The sequence below is a fragment of the Nocardia aurantia genome, from assembly GCF_009604425.1.
GTDB lineage: Bacteria > Actinomycetota > Actinomycetes > Mycobacteriales > Mycobacteriaceae > Nocardia > Nocardia aurantia.
Window position 1 is genome coordinate 1 of sequence record NZ_WEGI01000013.1, and the last position, 16065, is coordinate 16065.

A 16065-nucleotide genomic window follows, 5' to 3' on the forward strand; every position below is an offset into this window, starting at 1 on the left:
TAGAGTTACGGCGGTTATAGCGGTGGGGAAACGCCCGGTCCCATTCCGAACCCGGAAGCTAAGCCTGCCAGCGCCGATGGTACTGCACTCGCCAGGGTGTGGGAGAGTAGGACACCGCCGGAACATATTTCCCGTGAGGGGGACCCGAGATCGGGTCCCCCTCACGGCTTTTCACGTGTAGACGAGGGGGACCCAGTGATGGGTCTCCTTCACTCGTTCCACGAGGAGACACGAACGGCCGCCGGCACGTGTGCCGGCGGCCGTTACCTGTACCGGCGGCTCCCAGCGCATCGCGGCCGGGAACCGTCTTTCGCGTCCACAGTGCAATTCGACGACAACAGATATCAAAACATCTGTGTCGCTTCTTCATAAGAAACTCGACTCCCCGCGATCGCTTCTTACGAGCCTGGCGGGAGAATCGAGGAGTGACCTTGCGGACTGTTTTCACCGAGAAGCTCGGCCTCCGGTATCCCATCGTGTCTGCCCCCATGGGCGGCGAGGCGGGCGGCGCATTGGCCGCCGCGGTTTCCGAGGGTGGTGGGCTCGGCATGATCGGCGCCGGCCGCGGGGACCGCGAATGGTTGCGCCGCGAGGCCGGAATCGCTCGTGCCGCGACCGAGAAGCCCTGGGGTATCGGATATCTGACGTGGGCGATCACCGAGGCCGCCATCGCCGACGCGCTGTCCTACGAACCGGCGGCGGTGATGCTGTCGTTCGGGGATCCCACCCCGTTCGCAGATCCGGTGCGGGAGGCAGGCGTGCTCCTGGTCCTCCAGGTGACCGATCGGGAGGAGGCCCGGCGGGCCGTCGATCTCGGTGCCGACGTGATCGTGGCCCAGGGTGGCGACGCGGGCGGGCACAGCGGTGAGAAGGCAATCGGCACCATGTCTTTCGTTCCTGCCGTGGTCGATCTGGCCGGGTCGATCCCGGTGCTCGCCGCCGGCGGAATCGGTGACGGCCGCGGACTCGCGGCGGCACTCGCGCTCGGTGCGGCGGGCGCGCTCATCGGCACTCGTTTCCAGGCGAGCCCGGAGGCCCTGGTATCCGAGGAGATCGGTAAGGCGCTCCTGGCTGCCGACGGCGAAGATACCGAGATCAATCGCACACTCGATATCGCTCGCGGTGCGCCGTGGCCCGCGAACTATCCGGCCCGCACGCTCCGCAACGCGTTTCTGGAGCGCTGGCGGGATCGCGATGAGGAACTGCGCGGCTCCCCCGAGGCGCTGCGGGAGTATCGAGAGGCGGCCGCGCGCGGCGACGTGTCGGTGATCCCCGTCTGGGCGGGGCAGGCGGTCGGCCTCGTCGCCGACATCGAGCCTGCCGCGGATATCGTCGCCGCCATCGCCGCCGAAGCGGAACGAACGCTGGCACGTATCGGCCGCTGAATTCCCGGCGGCCGCTGAGATTCGCCGTGGCACGCCCGGCGCCGACTCGCCGGTCAGCGAAGGGTCCTGGCCGCCCCTGATGACGCGTTCGGCGGTATGGTGGTCCCGGGCCGTGACTGGCGCCTGTGGATGGAATCGACCATCGGGAAGCGGCCCCCGTGCTTGCCGCGCGCCTGGGCCTCTACCGACAGGAGGCTCGAAGGTGTCCGAATCCGAAGCGTTCCGATCCGGTCTGGATGTCGTCCGCGCGGTCGAGCCGCGCATCGCGGACGCGATCGCGCAGGAACTCGACGACCAGCGCGAGTCGCTGAAGCTGATCGCCAGCGAGAACTACGCGTCGCCCGCGGTTCTACTGGCGATGGGTAATTGGCTGTCCGACAAGTACGCCGAAGGGACGATCGGGCGGCGGTTCTACGCGGGCTGCCGCAACGTCGACACGGTCGAGTCGATCGCGGCGGAACATGCCCGCGCGCTGTTCGGTGCGGAACATGCCTACGTGCAACCACATTCGGGTATCGACGCGAATCTGGTGGCGTTCTGGGCCGTGCTGGCGCAGCGGGTCGAGGTGCCCGCCCTCGAACAGGCCGGGGTGCGGCAGGTCAACGATCTCACCGAGGCGGACTGGGCGACGTTGCGACGGGAACTCGGCGATCAGCGCATGCTGGGTATGTCGCTGGACGCCGGTGGGCACCTCACTCACGGGTTCCGGCCCAACATCTCCGGCAAGATGTTCGATCAGCGCAGCTACGGTACGGACCCCGAGACCGGTCTGCTCGATTACGCGGCGGTGCGGGAGGCGGCCCGGGAGTTCCGGCCGTTGATCCTGGTGGCGGGCTACTCCGCCTACCCCCGGCGCGTCGACTTCGCGATCATGCGGGAGATCGCCGACGAGGTGGGTGCCACGCTGATGGTGGACATGGCTCATTTCGCGGGGCTGGTGGCCGGGAAGGTGTTCACCGGCAACGAGGATCCGGTGCCGCACGCGCATATCGTCACCAGCACCACCCACAAATCGCTGCGCGGGCCGCGCGGTGGTCTGGTGTTGTGCGATTCCGGTCTGGTGGATCAGGTGGACCGAGGCTGTCCGATGGTGCTCGGTGGCCCGCTGCCGCACGTGATGGCGGCGAAAGCGGTCGCACTGGCCGAGGCGCGGGTTCCGGAATTCCGGGATTACGCGCAGCGGGTGGTCGACAATGCCCGCGCGCTGGCCGACGGGCTGTTGCGTCGGGGCGCTCGACTGGTCACCGGCGGCACCGACAACCACCTGGTGCTGATCGATGTCTCCGGTTACGGGTTGACCGGGCGCCAGGCTGAATCCGCCTTGCTGGACGCGGGTATCGTCACGAATCGCAATGCGATTCCGCGTGATCCGAACGGCGCCTGGTACACCACCGGGATTCGCGTCGGCACGCCGGCGTTGACGACCCGGGGTGTCGACGCGACGGGTATGGACGAGATAGCCGGTCTCCTCGATACCGTGCTGCGGGCCACGACCCCGACCGGCAAGGCCCGCTACACGCTGGCCGACGGCGTCGCCGAGCGGGTGCGAGCCCGCTCGGCCGAACTGCTCGCCCGGCATCCGCTGTACCCGGGCCTGGATCTGCGCTGACCGTCGCTGCGTGCCCTGCCGAGGAGTCCCGGGGCGCTGCCGCGTTATGCGGATCGTAAGGTCGCCGAAAAGGTTGTGCCCCTAGCATTCCGGCTATGCGGAAGATACTGCTGGCCGCGATGTCGCTGGCTGTCGTGTGGGGGGCGTCGACGGGGACGGCGCAAGCGTCGTTCTCGTCCTCGACCTCCGGAAGCTGTTCCGAAACCCTGGACGACTGGGGCTACTTCTACGCCTACACCTACCAATACGCCTACGTCGACCGCGGCGTGATCGAAAGCGAAAGCCACAGCTTCAGTTTCAGCGGATTCCTGGAAGGCGGGGAGCAGGCGACGCTGCTGCGGAGCGCCGACAACAAGTGGGCTGTCTATCGGGCCGGTGTCCTGGAGTTGGCGGTGCCCTACGTCTCGGGCGCGGGCCTGTACATGCGGGATGTCGGAGGCCCCGTTGCCGGTGGCTGGATCGAGTTGTGCGACTACTGATTTCGATTGCCGAGCCGAGCGGCGGAGGCGGCGAGCGCGAACTCGACCGCCTCGGCCGCGGTCCTCGCCGCGTGAGCGGTGGCGACGGGAGCACCGTCGGCGTCCACGATCGACCAGCCGCCCAGCGTGATCACCGGGAGATCCCGATGCCGGGCGAGCGCGAGTTCCGAAAGGGTGCCCCAGGATCCGCCGATCACTATCACCGCGTCCGCCGACGCGACCAGGATCGCGTTGCGGGCCTCGCCCATATTCGTGTAGACCACGGCGGACAGTCCCGCGCACACTGCTGCCCGGTCGGTGTCGGGGCGGATGCCGACAACGAAACCGCCTGCGCCGGAAGCGCCTTCGGCCACCGCGGCCGTGACGCCGGAACCACCGCCGCAGAGCGTCACCGCGCCCGCCCGCGCCAGTAGCCGACCGGCCTCGCGGGCGGCGGCGGCCTCCGGCTCGGTGCAGTCGCGGGGGCCGCAGACCGCGATCTGCGGCGCCGGCCGGGACGGGTCGGGTACGGACGGTCCGGTGGGCACGGCGGTCATCCTAACGAGACCGGAGCCGCCCGGAATCCGTGGCCCGAGGCCGGTTTGCCGGGCGTCGGTGCCCGGCCCGCCGGTCGTCGGCGCGCGTAATTCCACGCACCTGGAACTCGATCGCGCCGACCAACGACCGACCGGGACCAACCGGTCCGATACGTCTGGCTATCCTGATCGACGAACAAGCAGGCCGAGCTCGGTCGCGCACCCCGAGTGACGCGCCGCGGGGATCGTCCTGCGCGGTACCGCGTCCGAATTGATCGAGAATCCGGCCGTTCGCGACGCCCGTCCGAAAGGCGGTGCAGTGACCTCCGCACGGATTCCCGAGCGTCTGGGCCTGTTCACCCGGCTCGTACGTTCCCCGGCCGACGAGGACGCGGCGACGGTCTTCCGGCATGCGCTGGAGCAGATCGCGGCCGCCGAGCGGCTCGGCTTCGAGACGGCCTGGGTGGCGCAACACCATCTGGAGCCGGACGAGGGCGGCCTGCCCTCGCCCCTGGTGTTCCTCGCGCACGTCGCGGCCCGGTTCCCGCGGCTGCGGCTGGGTACGGCGATCGTCACGCTGGCGCTGGAGGACCCGATCCGGGTGGCCGAGGACGCGTCCGTGCTGGACACCCTGGCCGGCGGCCGGCTCGAACTCGGCTTCGGCGCCGGTGGCTCGGGGCACGCGTTCGATCTGTTCGGGGTGCCCGGACCCCAGCGGCAGCGGGTGTATGCCGAGAAGCTGGATCGGCTGCGGGCCGCGCTGTCGGGCGCGCCGCTGCTGGGTGACCGGCGGCTGAATCCGCCCGGCGGCACGTTGCCGCGGCGGCTGTGGCAGGCGACGTTCTCGGTGTCCGGCGCCGAGCGGGCCGGCGCCGCCGGGGACGGTCTGCTGCTGTCGAAGTCGCAGCCGCGGGCGGCTGATTCGCCCGGCGCCACGCTCCGGCAACTCCAGGAGCCGATGGTGGACGCGTATCTCGCCGCGCTGCCCGCCGGCGCCGTCCCGCGGATCGGGGCGTCGCGTGGCGTGTTCGTAGCCGACGACCGCGCGTCGGCGCGGACACTGGCCGAGCGGGGCGCCGCCCGGCACCTCGCCTGGCAGCGCCGCAACGGTGGCGGTCCGGAGCGGGCCGACACCGTTGCCGAGGTGTTGCGCGACTGCTGGGTCGGTACCCCGGACGACGTCGCGGAGCAACTGGCCGCGGACACCGTGCTGAGCCGGGCCACCGAACTGATGATCCAGGTGCATCCGGTCGATCCGGGTCACGCGGAGACGCTGCGTTCGATCGAGCTGTTCGCGACCGAGGTCGTCCCGCGGCTCGGCGGCCGGGCGCCGGCGTCGCAAGCGCGAAGGTAGCTGCCGGGAACGACCGCCGCGGGCACGATCCCGCCCGGTCCGGCGCGGGTAGTCTCGGGGCATGCCGGGTGTGGCGGGCGTCCTGTACGACATCGACGGAGTGCTGGTGACCTCCTGGCGGGAGATTCCCGGGGCCGCCGCCACGCTGCGCCGGATCCGGGCCGCCGGGCTGCGCCGGGCCTTTCTCACGAACACCACCTCGGTCACCTGTGCGGGGATCGCGGAGCGGTTGCGGGCGGCGGGGATCGAGGTCGAGGACGAGGAGATCGTCACCGCGGCCCGGCTGACCGCCGCCTATCTGCGAGTGGAGCATCCGGGGGCGCGGGCCTGGGTGCTCAATCATGGCGATGTCGAGGCGGACCTGGCCGGAATATCGCGCGACGACGATCGTCCGGAGGTGGTGGTGCTCGGTGGCGCCGGGGAGGAATTCACCCACCGTGCCCTCAGCCGGGTGGTGGAGCTGATGCTGGACGGTGTTCCCGTGGTCGCCATGCAGGGCGGGACGACCTGGGCCACCGGCGACGGGCTGCGGATCGACACCGGTGTCTATCTGCCGGGCCTGGAGGCGGCGGGGCGGGCGCGAATCACGGTGGTGGGCAAGCCGTCCGGTACCGGATTCCGCACCTGCGCGGAGCTGATCGGCAGCCCGCCCACCGATCTCGTGATGGTCGGTGACGATCTGTACTCGGATGTTCTTGCGGCACAACGGATCGGGATGACAGGCGTGCTGGTGCGGACCGGGAAGTTCCGCGCTGCCGTGCTGGTGGGTGCGTCGACGCCGCCGGACCATGTCGTCGACTCGATCGCGGATCTGCCGGACGTACTCGCGGGCATACCCGATGCATCGGCGTAAACCCGAATCGCGGAAATTAGTCTATGAAATTCCTCTCAATCATTCTTCTTGTCGTGTGATGAACGCGCGCCGACGGGCATCCTGTGGATCGATCGGGCGCTTGTGCAATGTCGCGCGAATAAAAACTATGAGAATTATTAAAAAAGGTCTTCCCTTGTCGAAGGTATGCAAGTAGCGTGTGCGTGGCAAACAGTTAGTGATCATCTCATTCAGATGGTCTGAAGAGAGAAGTGCGTAATGGATGCGATCGTCAGCCTGCTCAACTTAGCGGCCAACTTGGTGACGGCACTCGGCACCGGCTCATCCGCGTTAGGTTAAGTCATACAGCCAACTTTCGGCTAATGATGAAGTCTCATGAAGCCGGAAAGGAAGGCCCCGATCCCTGACAACCGGATCGGGGCCTTCGGTATTGTCTGGCGCAATGTCACAGGAAACGAACACGGGCAGGATGTACGCCGGACAGCCCGTAGAAGACCGGCAGCGGCAGCGACGTGCGCGTTTTCTGGAGTCGGGTCTCACAGTGTTCGCGCGGGACGGCTACGCGAACAGCTCGGTGGGGGCCATCTGCAAAGATGCCGGACTGTCCTCGCGGCAGTTCTACGAGGAGTTCACCGGGCGGGAGTCGTTGCTGCTGGAGTTGTACGAGCAGATCGACCGGGCATCGCGGGAGTCGGTGTCGCAGGCGCTGGCCGCGCATGCCGACAGCGCCACGGTCGAGACCATCGATGCGGCGGTGCGGGCCTATATCGAGTCGATCGGGCAGGATCCGCGCAAGGCGCGGGTAGCGCTGGTCGAAGTCGTCGGCGCGGGCCCCAAGGTGGAGAAGTTCCGGCTCGAATTGCGCCGTGCCTGGGGCGCTTTGCTGGCCGGTGCGGCCGAGGACGCGGCTCGGCACGGTGAGATCCCTTCCGGCGATTACGAGATGCGCTCGCTCGCGATCATCGGTGCGGTCAACTACGTCGTCGATGCCTGGAGCGGTTCGGATCCCAGGCCGCCGTTGTCGGACGTGGCGCAGGTCCTGCGTCGCGTGATCATCGGCGCCGTCAGTGCTTGAGTGATCGGTAGCATCACCAGGATGGAAGCGGTGGGGACGGCGGCGGGTGTACCGAATTTCGTTCTGTGCGGTGGCAATCCGCTCGTCCACGAGCTGGCTGTGCGATTGCTGGAGCGATACGGCGAGGGCACCGTGACGGCCGTGGTTCCCGGACCGGATCACGAGTGGGTCGGGCTGTTGCGGGCATTGGACCGGGTGCGCGTCGTATTCGCCGCCCGGCCGGACGAGGCCACGTTGCGGGACGCCGGGGTGGCCGAGGCACGTGCGCTGGCCTTGCTGGACAACGGCGATGTCGAGAATTTCCATACCGCGTTGCGCGCATCCGAGATGAATCCGCGCATCCGGCTGGTGATCCGAATGTTCAACACCGGCCTGGGATTTCGAATCCGAACATTGTTCGCCGACTGCGTGGTGCTGTCGATCTCGGAAATGGCGGCGCCGTCGTTCATCGCCGCCGCGCTGGGCGAGCGGGCGGTGACCTATCTGCGGCTGGGTGAACGCACGCTCTATGTCACCGAATCGGAGACGGATTCTGTTCATCCCGTGATCTGCGGGATCCGGGAAAATCCGGACGGTGTCGAACTCGTCGGCCCCGGCGAACCGGCCGACCGCACACTGGCACTGGCGACGCGGGTGCCGTATTCGCCGGAGCGGCGTCGTCGCTGGCTCGGCGTGTTCCGTTATCTGATGCGCAACAGTCTGATTCGCCTGATGCTGGTGATGTCGTGCCTGGTGGCGCTCGGCTGCTGTCTGCTGGTGGTGACCGGAACCGGTTGGGGCGCAGCGGTGTACGAGACGCTGCTGGACGCGGCCGGCGCCGCCGGTTCGGAGCCGGAGAAGAGCCCGGTGTTCAAAACGTTGCAGCTGGCCGTCACCTTCATCGGCCTGGCGATGACACCGGTGGTGACGGCCCTGGTCGTGGGCGGGGTGCTGCGCGCGCAGCTGACGGCGTCGGCCCGCCCGGACCCGTCCCGGTACGAGAACCACGTGGTGGTGGCCGGATTGGGCAACGTCGGCATGCGCATCGTCGAGCAGCTCAGCGATCTGGGCGTCCGGGTGGTCGCCCTGGACCACAAGGAGGACGCGCGCGGCACCCAACTCGCCCGCTCGCTCGGCGTACCGGTGGTGTACGGCCAGGCCACGTGGGAGGACTCGCTGCACGCCGCCGGAGTGGCCCGTGCGCGGGCCCTGGTGCTGGCCACCAACAGTGACGCGGTGAATCTGGAGGCCGCCATGCTGGGCCAGTCCTACCGCGACGACCTGCGGGTGGTGATCCGGCTGTCCGACGACGACCTCGCCGAGCGGGTCCAGCGCAGTCTGCGGAAGGCCGTGGCGCGCAGCGTGTTCCAGCTGGCCGCGCCGGAATTCGCGGCGGCGCTGGTGGAGAGCCGGGTGATCGCCACGCTCACGATCGAGCGGACCACCCTGCTGGTCGCCGAACTCCCGGTGGAATCCGGCTCCGCCCTGGCGGGCCGCCCGATGCGCGCGGCCACCCTGCCCGGCCGCACCCGGGTCCTGGCGGTCCAGCGCGCCGTCGGCGTGGAACCGAGCTGGCAGTCACCCCCCGACACCGTCCTCACCCCCGGCAACCATCTCATCGCGATCGCCACCCGAGCCGGCCTCGATGAGCTCCAGACCCTCTGTACGACAAGCACTCTCCCTGACTCGGGCGCGGCGGGCAAGCAGCCGCTCGACCTGCCGGCCGAGTCGGCCCCACCGATCAGCACCGCGGAACCGGGACCGGCCGACCCGGTCGCCGCGATGGAGTCGCCGCGTACCGGGTCGCTGCCCGATTCCGTTACGTCTGTCGCCGTGATGGGACCGGCGTCTGCCGACGCGGCTGCTGTGAGGGAATCACCGCGTACCGGGTTGGTGCCCGAGTCCGTTACGTCCGTCGCTCCGGGGGGAACGGTGTCTGCCGACGCGGCTGTTGCGATGGAGTCGCCGCGCGCCGGGACGCTGCCCGATTCCGTTGTGCCTGTCGCCGTGGTGGGATCGGTGTCTGCCGACGCGGCCGCGGTGAGGGAGTCACCGCATACCGGGACGCTGCCCGAGTCCATCGGGTCGAGTCACGCGCAGGGATCGGAGTTGCTCGCGGTGGTGCGGGAGCCGCCGCGCACCGAATCGCTCGCCGAGTCGGTCGAGCCGACCACCCTCGCGGGACCGGAGTCGGTGGGCGTGGTGAAACCTGCCGAAGCGCAATCTCTTTTGACGCCGCCGACGGTGGCTGGTTCGAGCGAACAGGCTGATCCGGTGGTCTAGGCCGACGCCCTTGGTGCCCGTTCCTACCGTCGGTCGGGTGCTGGGACTCGTGAGGCGTTGTCACAGCCGGCCGTGTCGTGGGCCGAGAGGGTGCGGCTCGTCCCGGTAGCGTGGCGGCGCATGGAGACTGTGCCGATCCAGTTGCCGGACGGGAGTACCGTTCCCGTGCGGATGGTGCCCGCGCGTGGGTCGCATCGGCATCCGATCACGGCGGATTCACCGCGTGCGGCGGTCGTGATCATGCCGGGGCTGGGGGTGCCGGGGTTGTATTACGGCGATTTCGCGCGGGAGTTGGCGGGGCGCGGATTCGATGTGGCGATCGGGGAATTGCGTGGCAACGGCGACAGCCGGCCGGCGGCCGGGCCGTCGAGCGCGTACGGGTATCACGAGCTGGTCGCCGTCGATTTCCCGGCGATGTTCCAGGCGATCCGGGACCGGTTTCCGGCGAGCACGCCGATTCTCCTGGGGCACAGCCTGGGCGGTCAGCTGGGGATGATGTACGCGGCGCGGATCCGCGGCCGGCTCGGGGGACTGATCCTGATCGCCTCCGGAACCCCGCATCATCGCGGCTATCGGGGGCTCGCCGGGCCGGGGATGGTGGTGGGGCCGACGGTGGTGTCGCTGGCGGCCAACCTCTTCGGGTACTGGCCCGGTGATCGGATCACGGCCGGTGGGTTCGGCCGGCAGTCGAAGGTGCTGATCTCCGACTGGGCCCGGCTGGCCCGGACCGGCCGATTCGTCCCCGTCGACGCGGACATCGACTACGAGGAGCGGATCGGCCGGCTGACCCTGCCGGTGCTGTCGATCACCTTGCGCGGCGACGAGCTCGCCCCCCGGGCCTCCGCCGACCAGTTGCTGGCGAAGCTGCCCCGGGCCCGGATCACCAAGTGGCACAACCCGGATCGGCTGGGGCACAACGGATGGATCACCGATCCGGGGTCGACGGTCACGCGGGTGGAGACCTGGTTGCGCGACCTGTGAAGCGGAGGGGCCGTCAGCGGGCCTGCTCGTCGAGCAGCTTCTGCGTGAAGAACTCGTAGATCAGCGCCGCCTGGAACGCCATCTGCTTGTTGTCGGCCGCGCCGCCGTGGCCGCCCTCGATGTTCTCGTGGTACCAGACGGTGTGCCCCTGTTCCTCCAGCAGCGCGGCCATCTTGCGGGCGTGGCCGGGGTGGACGCGGTCGTCGCGGGTGGAGGTGGTGAACAGGATCGGCGGGTAGGCCCGATCCGGGTCGGTGTTCTGGTACGGCGAGTACTTGCTGATGTACTCCCACTCCTCCGGCTTGTCCGGGTCGCCGTACTCGGCGATCCACGAGGCGCCGGCCAGCAGCAGGTGATAACGCTTCATGTCCAGCAGAGGGACCTGACAGACGATGGCGCCGAACAGTTCCGGGTACCGGGTCAGCATGACGCCCATCAGCAGGCCGCCGTTGCTGCCGCCCACCGCACCCAACTGCGCGGCGGTCGTGATGCCCCGGGCGACAAGATCTTTCGCGATGGCGGAGAAGTCCTCGTACACCCGATGGCGTTCGGCCTTCTGCGCCTGGGTGTGCCACTGCGGACCGTATTCGCCGCCGCCGCGGATGTTGGTCATCACCCAGGTGCCGCCGCGCTCCAGCCAGCCCATGCCGGAGGCGCCGCTGTAGGCCGGGGTGCGCGACACCTCGAAGCCGCCGTACCCGGACATCACCGTCGGACCCGGGGTGCCGATGCGATCACGGTGCCGGATCACGAAATACGGCACCTGCGTGCCGTCGTCGGAGGTGGCGAAGAACTGTTCGGTGACGATGCCCTCGGCGTCGAAGAAGCTCGGCTCCTGCTTCAGCGGGGTGGTGTCGCCGCCGACCGAACTGGCCAGCAGGGTGCCCGGAGTGGTGAAACCGCTGGAGATGAGCATGAATTCGTCGCCGCCCTCGAGCGGATCGAGGTTCATGACACTGGTGGTGGCCATCGGCGGGGCGTCGGCGAGCGGCGAGCGCTGCCAGTCGCCCGGGGTGACCACGTACAGCTTGGTCTGCACGTCCTCCAGGGTGATGAGTACCAGATAGTTCTCGGTCCAGCCGTAGCCGTGCAGCGAGGTGTGCTCGTCGGGGGTGAACACGACGTCGAAATCCCGTGCGCCGGACAGGAAACGCTCCAGGCCGATGGCCAGCAGGGCGCCCGCCGGATAGGTGACCGCTGTGCCGTCGCCCGTCTCCGGAGTCCAGGAGGTCTTGAGCCGCACCAGCATCCAGTCCTTGTACCAGGATTCGGAAGCGTCGCTGGGCACGTCGATGAACCGGAGGCTGCCGTCGTCCTCGAGCAGGTACACCGATTCGTTGAAGAAGTCGGTGGCGCGGGCGACGTAATGCCGCTCGTAGCCGGGGGTCCGGTCGTATCCGGCGGACACCATCACGTCGCCGGTCTCGCCCTCGAACACGGTCTCGGCCTGTTCCAGCGGGGTGCCGCGGCGCCAGCGTTTCACGATGCGGGGATAGCCGGAATCGGTGAGCGAGCCGGGGCCGAAATCGGTTCCGACATAGACGCTGTCGGCGTCGATCCAGCGCAGCTGCGATTTCGCCTCGGGCAGGTGGAAGCCGTCGGCGGTGTCGTCGTCCGGGCTCGGCGGCTCCCGGAACTGCTTGGTGGCCATGTCGAATTCGCGGATCACCTTGGCGTCGGCGCCGCCGCGGGACAGGCTGACCAGCGCCAGCGACTGTTCCGGACGCAGCACGGCCGCGCCGCCCCACACCCAGTTCTCGTCCTCGGCGGCGGCCAGCGTGTCGAGATCGATGAGCACCTCCCACGCCGGGTCGTCGGTGGCGTACTCCTCGAATGTGGTGCGCCGCCACAGTCCTTTGGGATGTTCGGCGTCGCGCCAGAAGTTGTACAGCCGGCTGCCCCGGCGGGTCGGGTAGGCGATGCGGGTGTCGGTGTCGAGCATGTCGAGGATGCGATGCTCCAGTCCGGAGAACCGATCCGAGGTGGCGAAGTGCTCGACCACCACCTCGTTGTGGGCGCGGGCCCAGTCCAGGGCGCGGTCCCCGGTCACCTCCTCGAGCCAGAGATATGGATCGGTCTGTTGCGCGTCGACGCCGGTCATGCCTGCCATTGTGGCCGACCGGGCCGACGCCGGTGACATGTCGGTCACCTCGCGTCGTCCTACCGCGCGGTAGGGGAGGTTGGCTGAATGTCCGATCCGGGGCGGGGTTAGGCTCGAAGCCGTGACTTCCCACTACGATGTCGTCGTTCTCGGCGCTGGTCCCGGCGGTTACGTCGCCGCGATCCGCGCAGCTCAGCTCGGCCTGCGAACAGCGATCGTCGAGCAGAAATACTGGGGCGGCGTGTGCCTGAACGTCGGGTGCATTCCGTCCAAGGCCCTGCTCCGCAACGCGGAACTGGCACATATCTTCACCAAGGAAGCGAAGACGTTCGGCATCTCCGGGGAGGCGAGCTTCGACTTCGGCGCCGCGTTCGACCGCAGCCGCAAGGTCGCCGACGGCCGGGTCAAGGGCGTCCACTTCCTGATGAAGAAGAACAAGATCGACGAGCTCGACGGGAAGGGCACCTTCGTCGATCCGCACACCCTCTCGGTCGACCTGAGCAAGGGCGGCACCGAGACTGTCACCTTCGACAACGTGATCATCGCCACGGGCACCATCACCAAACTGCTCCCGGGCACCTCGCTGTCGCAGAACGTGGTCACCTACGAGGAGCAGATCCTCACCCGTGAGCTGCCGGGCTCGATCCTCATCGTCGGCGCCGGCGCCATCGGTATGGAGTTCGGGTACGTCCTGAAGAACTACGGCGTCGACGTGCGGATCGTCGAGTTCCTCGACCGCGCGCTGCCGAACGAGGACGCCGACGTCTCCAAGGAGATCACCAAGGCGTACAAGAAGCTGGGCATCACGATCAGCACCGGTGCCGCGGTGCAGTCCATCGAGGACAACGGCACCAAGGTCACCGTCAGCATCAAGGACAACAAGTCCGGCAACGTGGAGACGGTCACCGTCGACAAGGTGCTGCAGGCGGTCGGTTTCGCGCCGCGGGTCGAGGGCTACGGACTGGAGGCCACCGGCGTGCAGCTCACCGAGCGCGGCGCCATCGCCATCGACGACTACATGCGCACCAACGTGCCGCACATCTTCGCCATCGGCGACGTCACCGCGAAACTGCAGCTGGCGCACGTCGCCGAGGCGCAGGGCGTGGTGGCCGCCGAGTCCATCGCGGGCGCGGAGACGATGGCGCTGGGCGACTATCGGATGATGCCGCGCGCCACCTTCTGCCAGCCGCAGGTCGCGAGCTTCGGTCTCACCGAGGAGCAGGCCCGCAACGAGGGCTACGACGTGAAGGTCGCGAACTTCCCGTTCACCGCCAACGGCAAGGCGCACGGCCTCGGCGACGCGACCGGTTTCGTGAAGCTGATCTCCGACGCCAAGTACGGCGAACTGCTCGGCGGGCACCTGATCGGCCCCGACGTCTCGGAGCTGCTGCCCGAGCTGACCCTGGCCCAGAAGTGGGACCTGACGGTCAACGAGCTGGCCCGCAACGTCCACACCCACCCGACCCTGAGCGAGGCCCTGCAGGAGGCCATCCACGGTCTGGCCGGGCACATGATCAACTTCTGATCGCGGGAACACCGAGGCGCCCCGGGACGGTTCGTCCCGGGGCGTTCGCGTTCAGGCGGGGTCGACGGTCGCTTCGATACGCAGGATCCGCTCCTCGGCGATGGTGAGGACCAGCACGGCGAACAACCTGCGGTCGCGGTAGGCCAGGACGGCGGGCCGGTCGCTGTGCGGGTGGGTCACCATCGTGACGTCGGGACCGTAGAAGGGCAGCAGGGTCGTCGCGACCTCGTGCGGGCCGTGGCTGACCACCGGCTCCAGGCCGATGCCGGCGGCGAACGAGGCGCGACCCCACGCGTCGGGATGCAGGACGGCGACCAGCGCGTCCAGGTCGCCGCCGGTGCAGGCGGCGATGAAACGTTCCGTGACAGCTCGATGCTGTTCGGCGGCAACGGCTTTCGATATCCGATCGGCGTCCGAGATCTTGCCGCGGGCCCGCCGGGCCAGTTGCCGGCAGGTGCCCTCGGGCCGGCCGAGGGTGTCGGCGATCAGCTCGAACGGCTGCCCGAACACGTCGTGCAGGATGAAGGCCACCCGCTCGGCCGGCCCGAGCCGCTGCAACAACACCAGCAGGGCGAGCTGGACCTCCTCGTCGAGGGTGACGCGGTCGGCCGGATCCGGCACCGGTGCCGGCAGCAGCGGCAGGGCGGCGGTGAGATCGGCCGGGTCCGCGGGTTTCTCGTGCCGGTGCCACGCGCTGCGCAGCTGATCCAGGCACAGCCGGCCGGTCACCACGGTCAGCCAGGCGCGTTCGTCCTCGATGTCGTGCGCCTGAGCCAGCCGGGTGAAGGCCTCCTGTACCGCGTCCTCGGCGGCACCGATATCGCCGAGGATGCGGAAGGCCAGGTCCACGAGGTGGATGCGGTGGGCCCGCCAGGTGTCGGTGAATTCGCGGGACATGTCCATATGGTTCAGGACGAGACGGCGGGCCGGAAAGTTACCACTCGGCGAGCCCGGGAACAGTCTCCGCGAGGACCGGAACAATCACGGTAACTTCCGGTTCCTCGTTCTCGTCCTGTGTACATGACCCACACCACACAGATCCGTTCGATCGTCCGTCTCGCCGTCGCCGCCGTCGCGCTGGCCCTCGCCGCACCCGGCGCCGCCACCGCCGACCCCGACCCGGCCGCCCCCTACCTCGGCGTCTGGAACTACGACCAGCCCGACCGGGCCACCATGACCGATATCGCCACCCTCGACCTCGGCGGTTTTCCGGCGACCTTCCCGCAGATCGGGACCGTGGTGTTCAGCCACGGCGACAACGGTGAGATCCTCGGCCACACCGATCAGGGCTGCACCTGGCGGTTCCGGATCGACGGTGCGGCAATGGAATTGGCCACCACCGACCAGCACTGCTTCAACCACATCATCGATTCCGAGTACAACATCGACCGCTGGCGCGTCGAGACCGACGGTGACCACGAGCGAGAAACCATGCACGCCAACAGCTATCAGGGCGGCGCGACCTTCTCGTTCGAGCTCGCCGACGGCCGCCGCACCCGCGCCGCCGCGGGCCGGCGCGACGATACCGTCCGCGCCTTCGCCGGCACCTGGCTCTTCGATCCGGTCGACGCGCCGCGCCTGATCAACCTGGCCCAGGTCACCGGTGCGACCCCGGTCACCGTGCCGACCCCGGTGACCGGCACCCTCGAATTCCGCCCCGGACCCGGCGACACGCTCGTCGCCCGCACCCCGGACGGCTGTGACTGGACCTTCGACGCGCACGGCAACACCGCCGAACTCGACCCACCGACCCAGTCCTGCGGCGGCGTCACCCGCACCTTCTGGTCGGCCGCCGCCGACGGGCACCGGCAGAACACGATCACCGCCGGGGTGGCCGCCGACGGCTCCCACTTCTCGCTCACGACCGGTGAGCTGACCCGGCAGCCGTGAGCGGCCGGCCGCTGCGCGCGAGCCGCTCGCGGTGGGGTGGAACGGGCGGTGCGGATC

At 68.9% G+C, this 16065-nt stretch carries 13 protein-coding genes, 1 rRNA gene and 1 riboswitch; of the genes, 11 read left to right on the plus strand and 3 right to left on the minus strand.

All coding sequences use genetic code 11. The features are described 5' to 3' along the window. The first annotated feature begins 6 nt into the window (after positions 1 to 6). The 4 genes from rrf (at position 7) to NRB56_RS28250 (ending at position 3473) form a co-directional block, all read left to right on the plus strand. Positions 7 to 123, plus strand: a 5S ribosomal RNA gene (gene rrf, locus NRB56_RS28235). A 302-nt stretch (positions 124 to 425) separates the two neighbouring features. Further along, on the plus strand, positions 426 to 1385 hold the full coding sequence (locus tag NRB56_RS28240; protein WP_319943653.1) for an NAD(P)H-dependent flavin oxidoreductase: 960 nt from the start codon (positions 426 to 428) through the stop codon (positions 1383 to 1385). Positions 1386 to 1487: 102 nt separating this feature from the next. Then, positions 1488 to 1571: riboswitch (ZMP/ZTP riboswitch) on the plus strand. A 16-nt stretch (positions 1572 to 1587) separates the two neighbouring features. Then, positions 1588 to 2994 carry a glycine hydroxymethyltransferase gene (locus NRB56_RS28245; protein ID WP_319943654.1) on the plus strand — a complete coding sequence of 469 codons (1407 nt, stop codon included), beginning with the start codon at positions 1588 to 1590 and terminating at the stop codon, positions 2992 to 2994. 95 nt (positions 2995 to 3089) lie between these two features. Beyond that, a complete protein-coding gene (locus tag NRB56_RS28250) occupies positions 3090 to 3473 on the plus strand; it encodes a hypothetical protein (RefSeq protein WP_153347403.1) in 384 nt (127 codons plus the stop codon). On the opposite strand, the gene NRB56_RS28255 is transcribed toward NRB56_RS28250, so the two are convergent. Further along, complete coding sequence (locus NRB56_RS28255) at positions 3467 to 4009, minus strand: SLOG cluster 4 domain-containing protein (RefSeq protein ID WP_153347404.1); 543 nt, start codon at positions 4007 to 4009, stop codon at positions 3467 to 3469. The genes NRB56_RS28250 and NRB56_RS28255 overlap by 7 nt on opposite strands. Positions 4010 to 4307: 298 nt before the next feature. Here NRB56_RS28255 and NRB56_RS28260 point away from each other — a divergent pair, with 298 nt between their 5' ends. The 5 genes from NRB56_RS28260 (at position 4308) to NRB56_RS28280 (ending at position 10492) form a co-directional block, all read left to right on the plus strand. Further along, positions 4308 to 5342, plus strand: coding sequence for a putative FMN-dependent luciferase-like monooxygenase (locus NRB56_RS28260; RefSeq protein WP_319943655.1), 1035 nt, complete (start codon positions 4308 to 4310; stop codon positions 5340 to 5342). Positions 5343 to 5403: 61 nt separating this feature from the next. Further along, on the plus strand, positions 5404 to 6195 hold the full coding sequence (locus NRB56_RS28265; protein WP_153347405.1) for an HAD-IIA family hydrolase: 792 nt from the start codon (positions 5404 to 5406) through the stop codon (positions 6193 to 6195). Between the two features lie 421 nt (positions 6196 to 6616). Continuing rightward, positions 6617 to 7249, plus strand: a complete 633-nt coding sequence (locus NRB56_RS28270; protein WP_227838420.1) for a TetR/AcrR family transcriptional regulator — start codon at positions 6617 to 6619, stop codon at positions 7247 to 7249. Between the two features lie 21 nt (positions 7250 to 7270). Continuing rightward, positions 7271 to 9511 carry an NAD-binding protein gene (locus tag NRB56_RS28275; RefSeq protein ID WP_153347406.1) on the plus strand — a complete coding sequence of 747 codons (2241 nt, stop codon included), beginning with the start codon at positions 7271 to 7273 and terminating at the stop codon, positions 9509 to 9511. 120 nt (positions 9512 to 9631) lie between these two features. Next, complete coding sequence (locus tag NRB56_RS28280; RefSeq protein ID WP_153347407.1) at positions 9632 to 10492, plus strand: alpha/beta hydrolase family protein; 861 nt, start codon at positions 9632 to 9634, stop codon at positions 10490 to 10492. A 13-nt stretch (positions 10493 to 10505) separates the two neighbouring features. Here NRB56_RS28280 and NRB56_RS28285 read toward each other — a convergent pair whose 3' ends face one another. Further along, the gene (locus NRB56_RS28285) at positions 10506 to 12593 is read right to left on the minus strand and encodes a prolyl oligopeptidase family serine peptidase (RefSeq protein WP_153347408.1); all 2088 of its coding nucleotides are present in this window, start codon (positions 12591 to 12593) and stop codon (positions 10506 to 10508) included. A gap of 121 nt (positions 12594 to 12714) precedes the next feature. On the opposite strand from NRB56_RS28285, the gene lpdA reads away from it, so the two are divergent. Beyond that, positions 12715 to 14118, plus strand: a complete 1404-nt coding sequence (lpdA, locus tag NRB56_RS28290) for a dihydrolipoyl dehydrogenase (RefSeq protein ID WP_319943656.1) — start codon at positions 12715 to 12717, stop codon at positions 14116 to 14118. A 51-nt stretch (positions 14119 to 14169) separates the two neighbouring features. Here lpdA and sigI read toward each other — a convergent pair whose 3' ends face one another. Continuing rightward, positions 14170 to 15021 carry an RNA polymerase sigma factor SigI gene (gene sigI / locus NRB56_RS28295; protein WP_153347410.1) on the minus strand — a complete coding sequence of 284 codons (852 nt, stop codon included), beginning with the start codon at positions 15019 to 15021 and terminating at the stop codon, positions 14170 to 14172. Between the two features lie 117 nt (positions 15022 to 15138). On the opposite strand from sigI, the gene NRB56_RS28300 reads away from it, so the two are divergent. After that, a complete protein-coding gene (locus tag NRB56_RS28300) occupies positions 15139 to 16008 on the plus strand; it encodes a hypothetical protein (protein ID WP_153347411.1) in 870 nt (289 codons plus the stop codon). The last annotated feature ends 57 nt before the right edge of the window (positions 16009 to 16065 follow it).

Bases quoted from the DNA above. Each gene is read 5' to 3' on its own strand.
- NRB56_RS28275 (WP_153347406.1), top strand. From the start codon at position 7,271: ATGGAAGCGGTGGGGACGGCGGCGGGTGTACCGAATTTCGTTCTGTGC.
- NRB56_RS28250 (WP_153347403.1), top strand. From the start codon at position 3,090: ATGCGGAAGATACTGCTGGCCGCGATGTCGCTGGCTGTCGTGTGGGGG.
- NRB56_RS28265 (WP_153347405.1), top strand. From the start codon at position 5,404: ATGCCGGGTGTGGCGGGCGTCCTGTACGACATCGACGGAGTGCTGGTG.
- NRB56_RS28300 (WP_153347411.1), top strand. From the start codon at position 15,139: ATGACCCACACCACACAGATCCGTTCGATCGTCCGTCTCGCCGTCGCC.
- NRB56_RS28285 (WP_153347408.1), bottom strand. From the start codon at position 12,593: ATGACCGGCGTCGACGCGCAACAGACCGATCCATATCTCTGGCTCGAG.
- sigI (WP_153347410.1), bottom strand. From the start codon at position 15,021: ATGGACATGTCCCGCGAATTCACCGACACCTGGCGGGCCCACCGCATC.
- NRB56_RS28270 (WP_227838420.1), top strand. From the start codon at position 6,617: ATGTCACAGGAAACGAACACGGGCAGGATGTACGCCGGACAGCCCGTA.
- NRB56_RS28280 (WP_153347407.1), top strand. From the start codon at position 9,632: ATGGAGACTGTGCCGATCCAGTTGCCGGACGGGAGTACCGTTCCCGTG.
- NRB56_RS28255 (WP_153347404.1), bottom strand. From the start codon at position 4,009: ATGACCGCCGTGCCCACCGGACCGTCCGTACCCGACCCGTCCCGGCCG.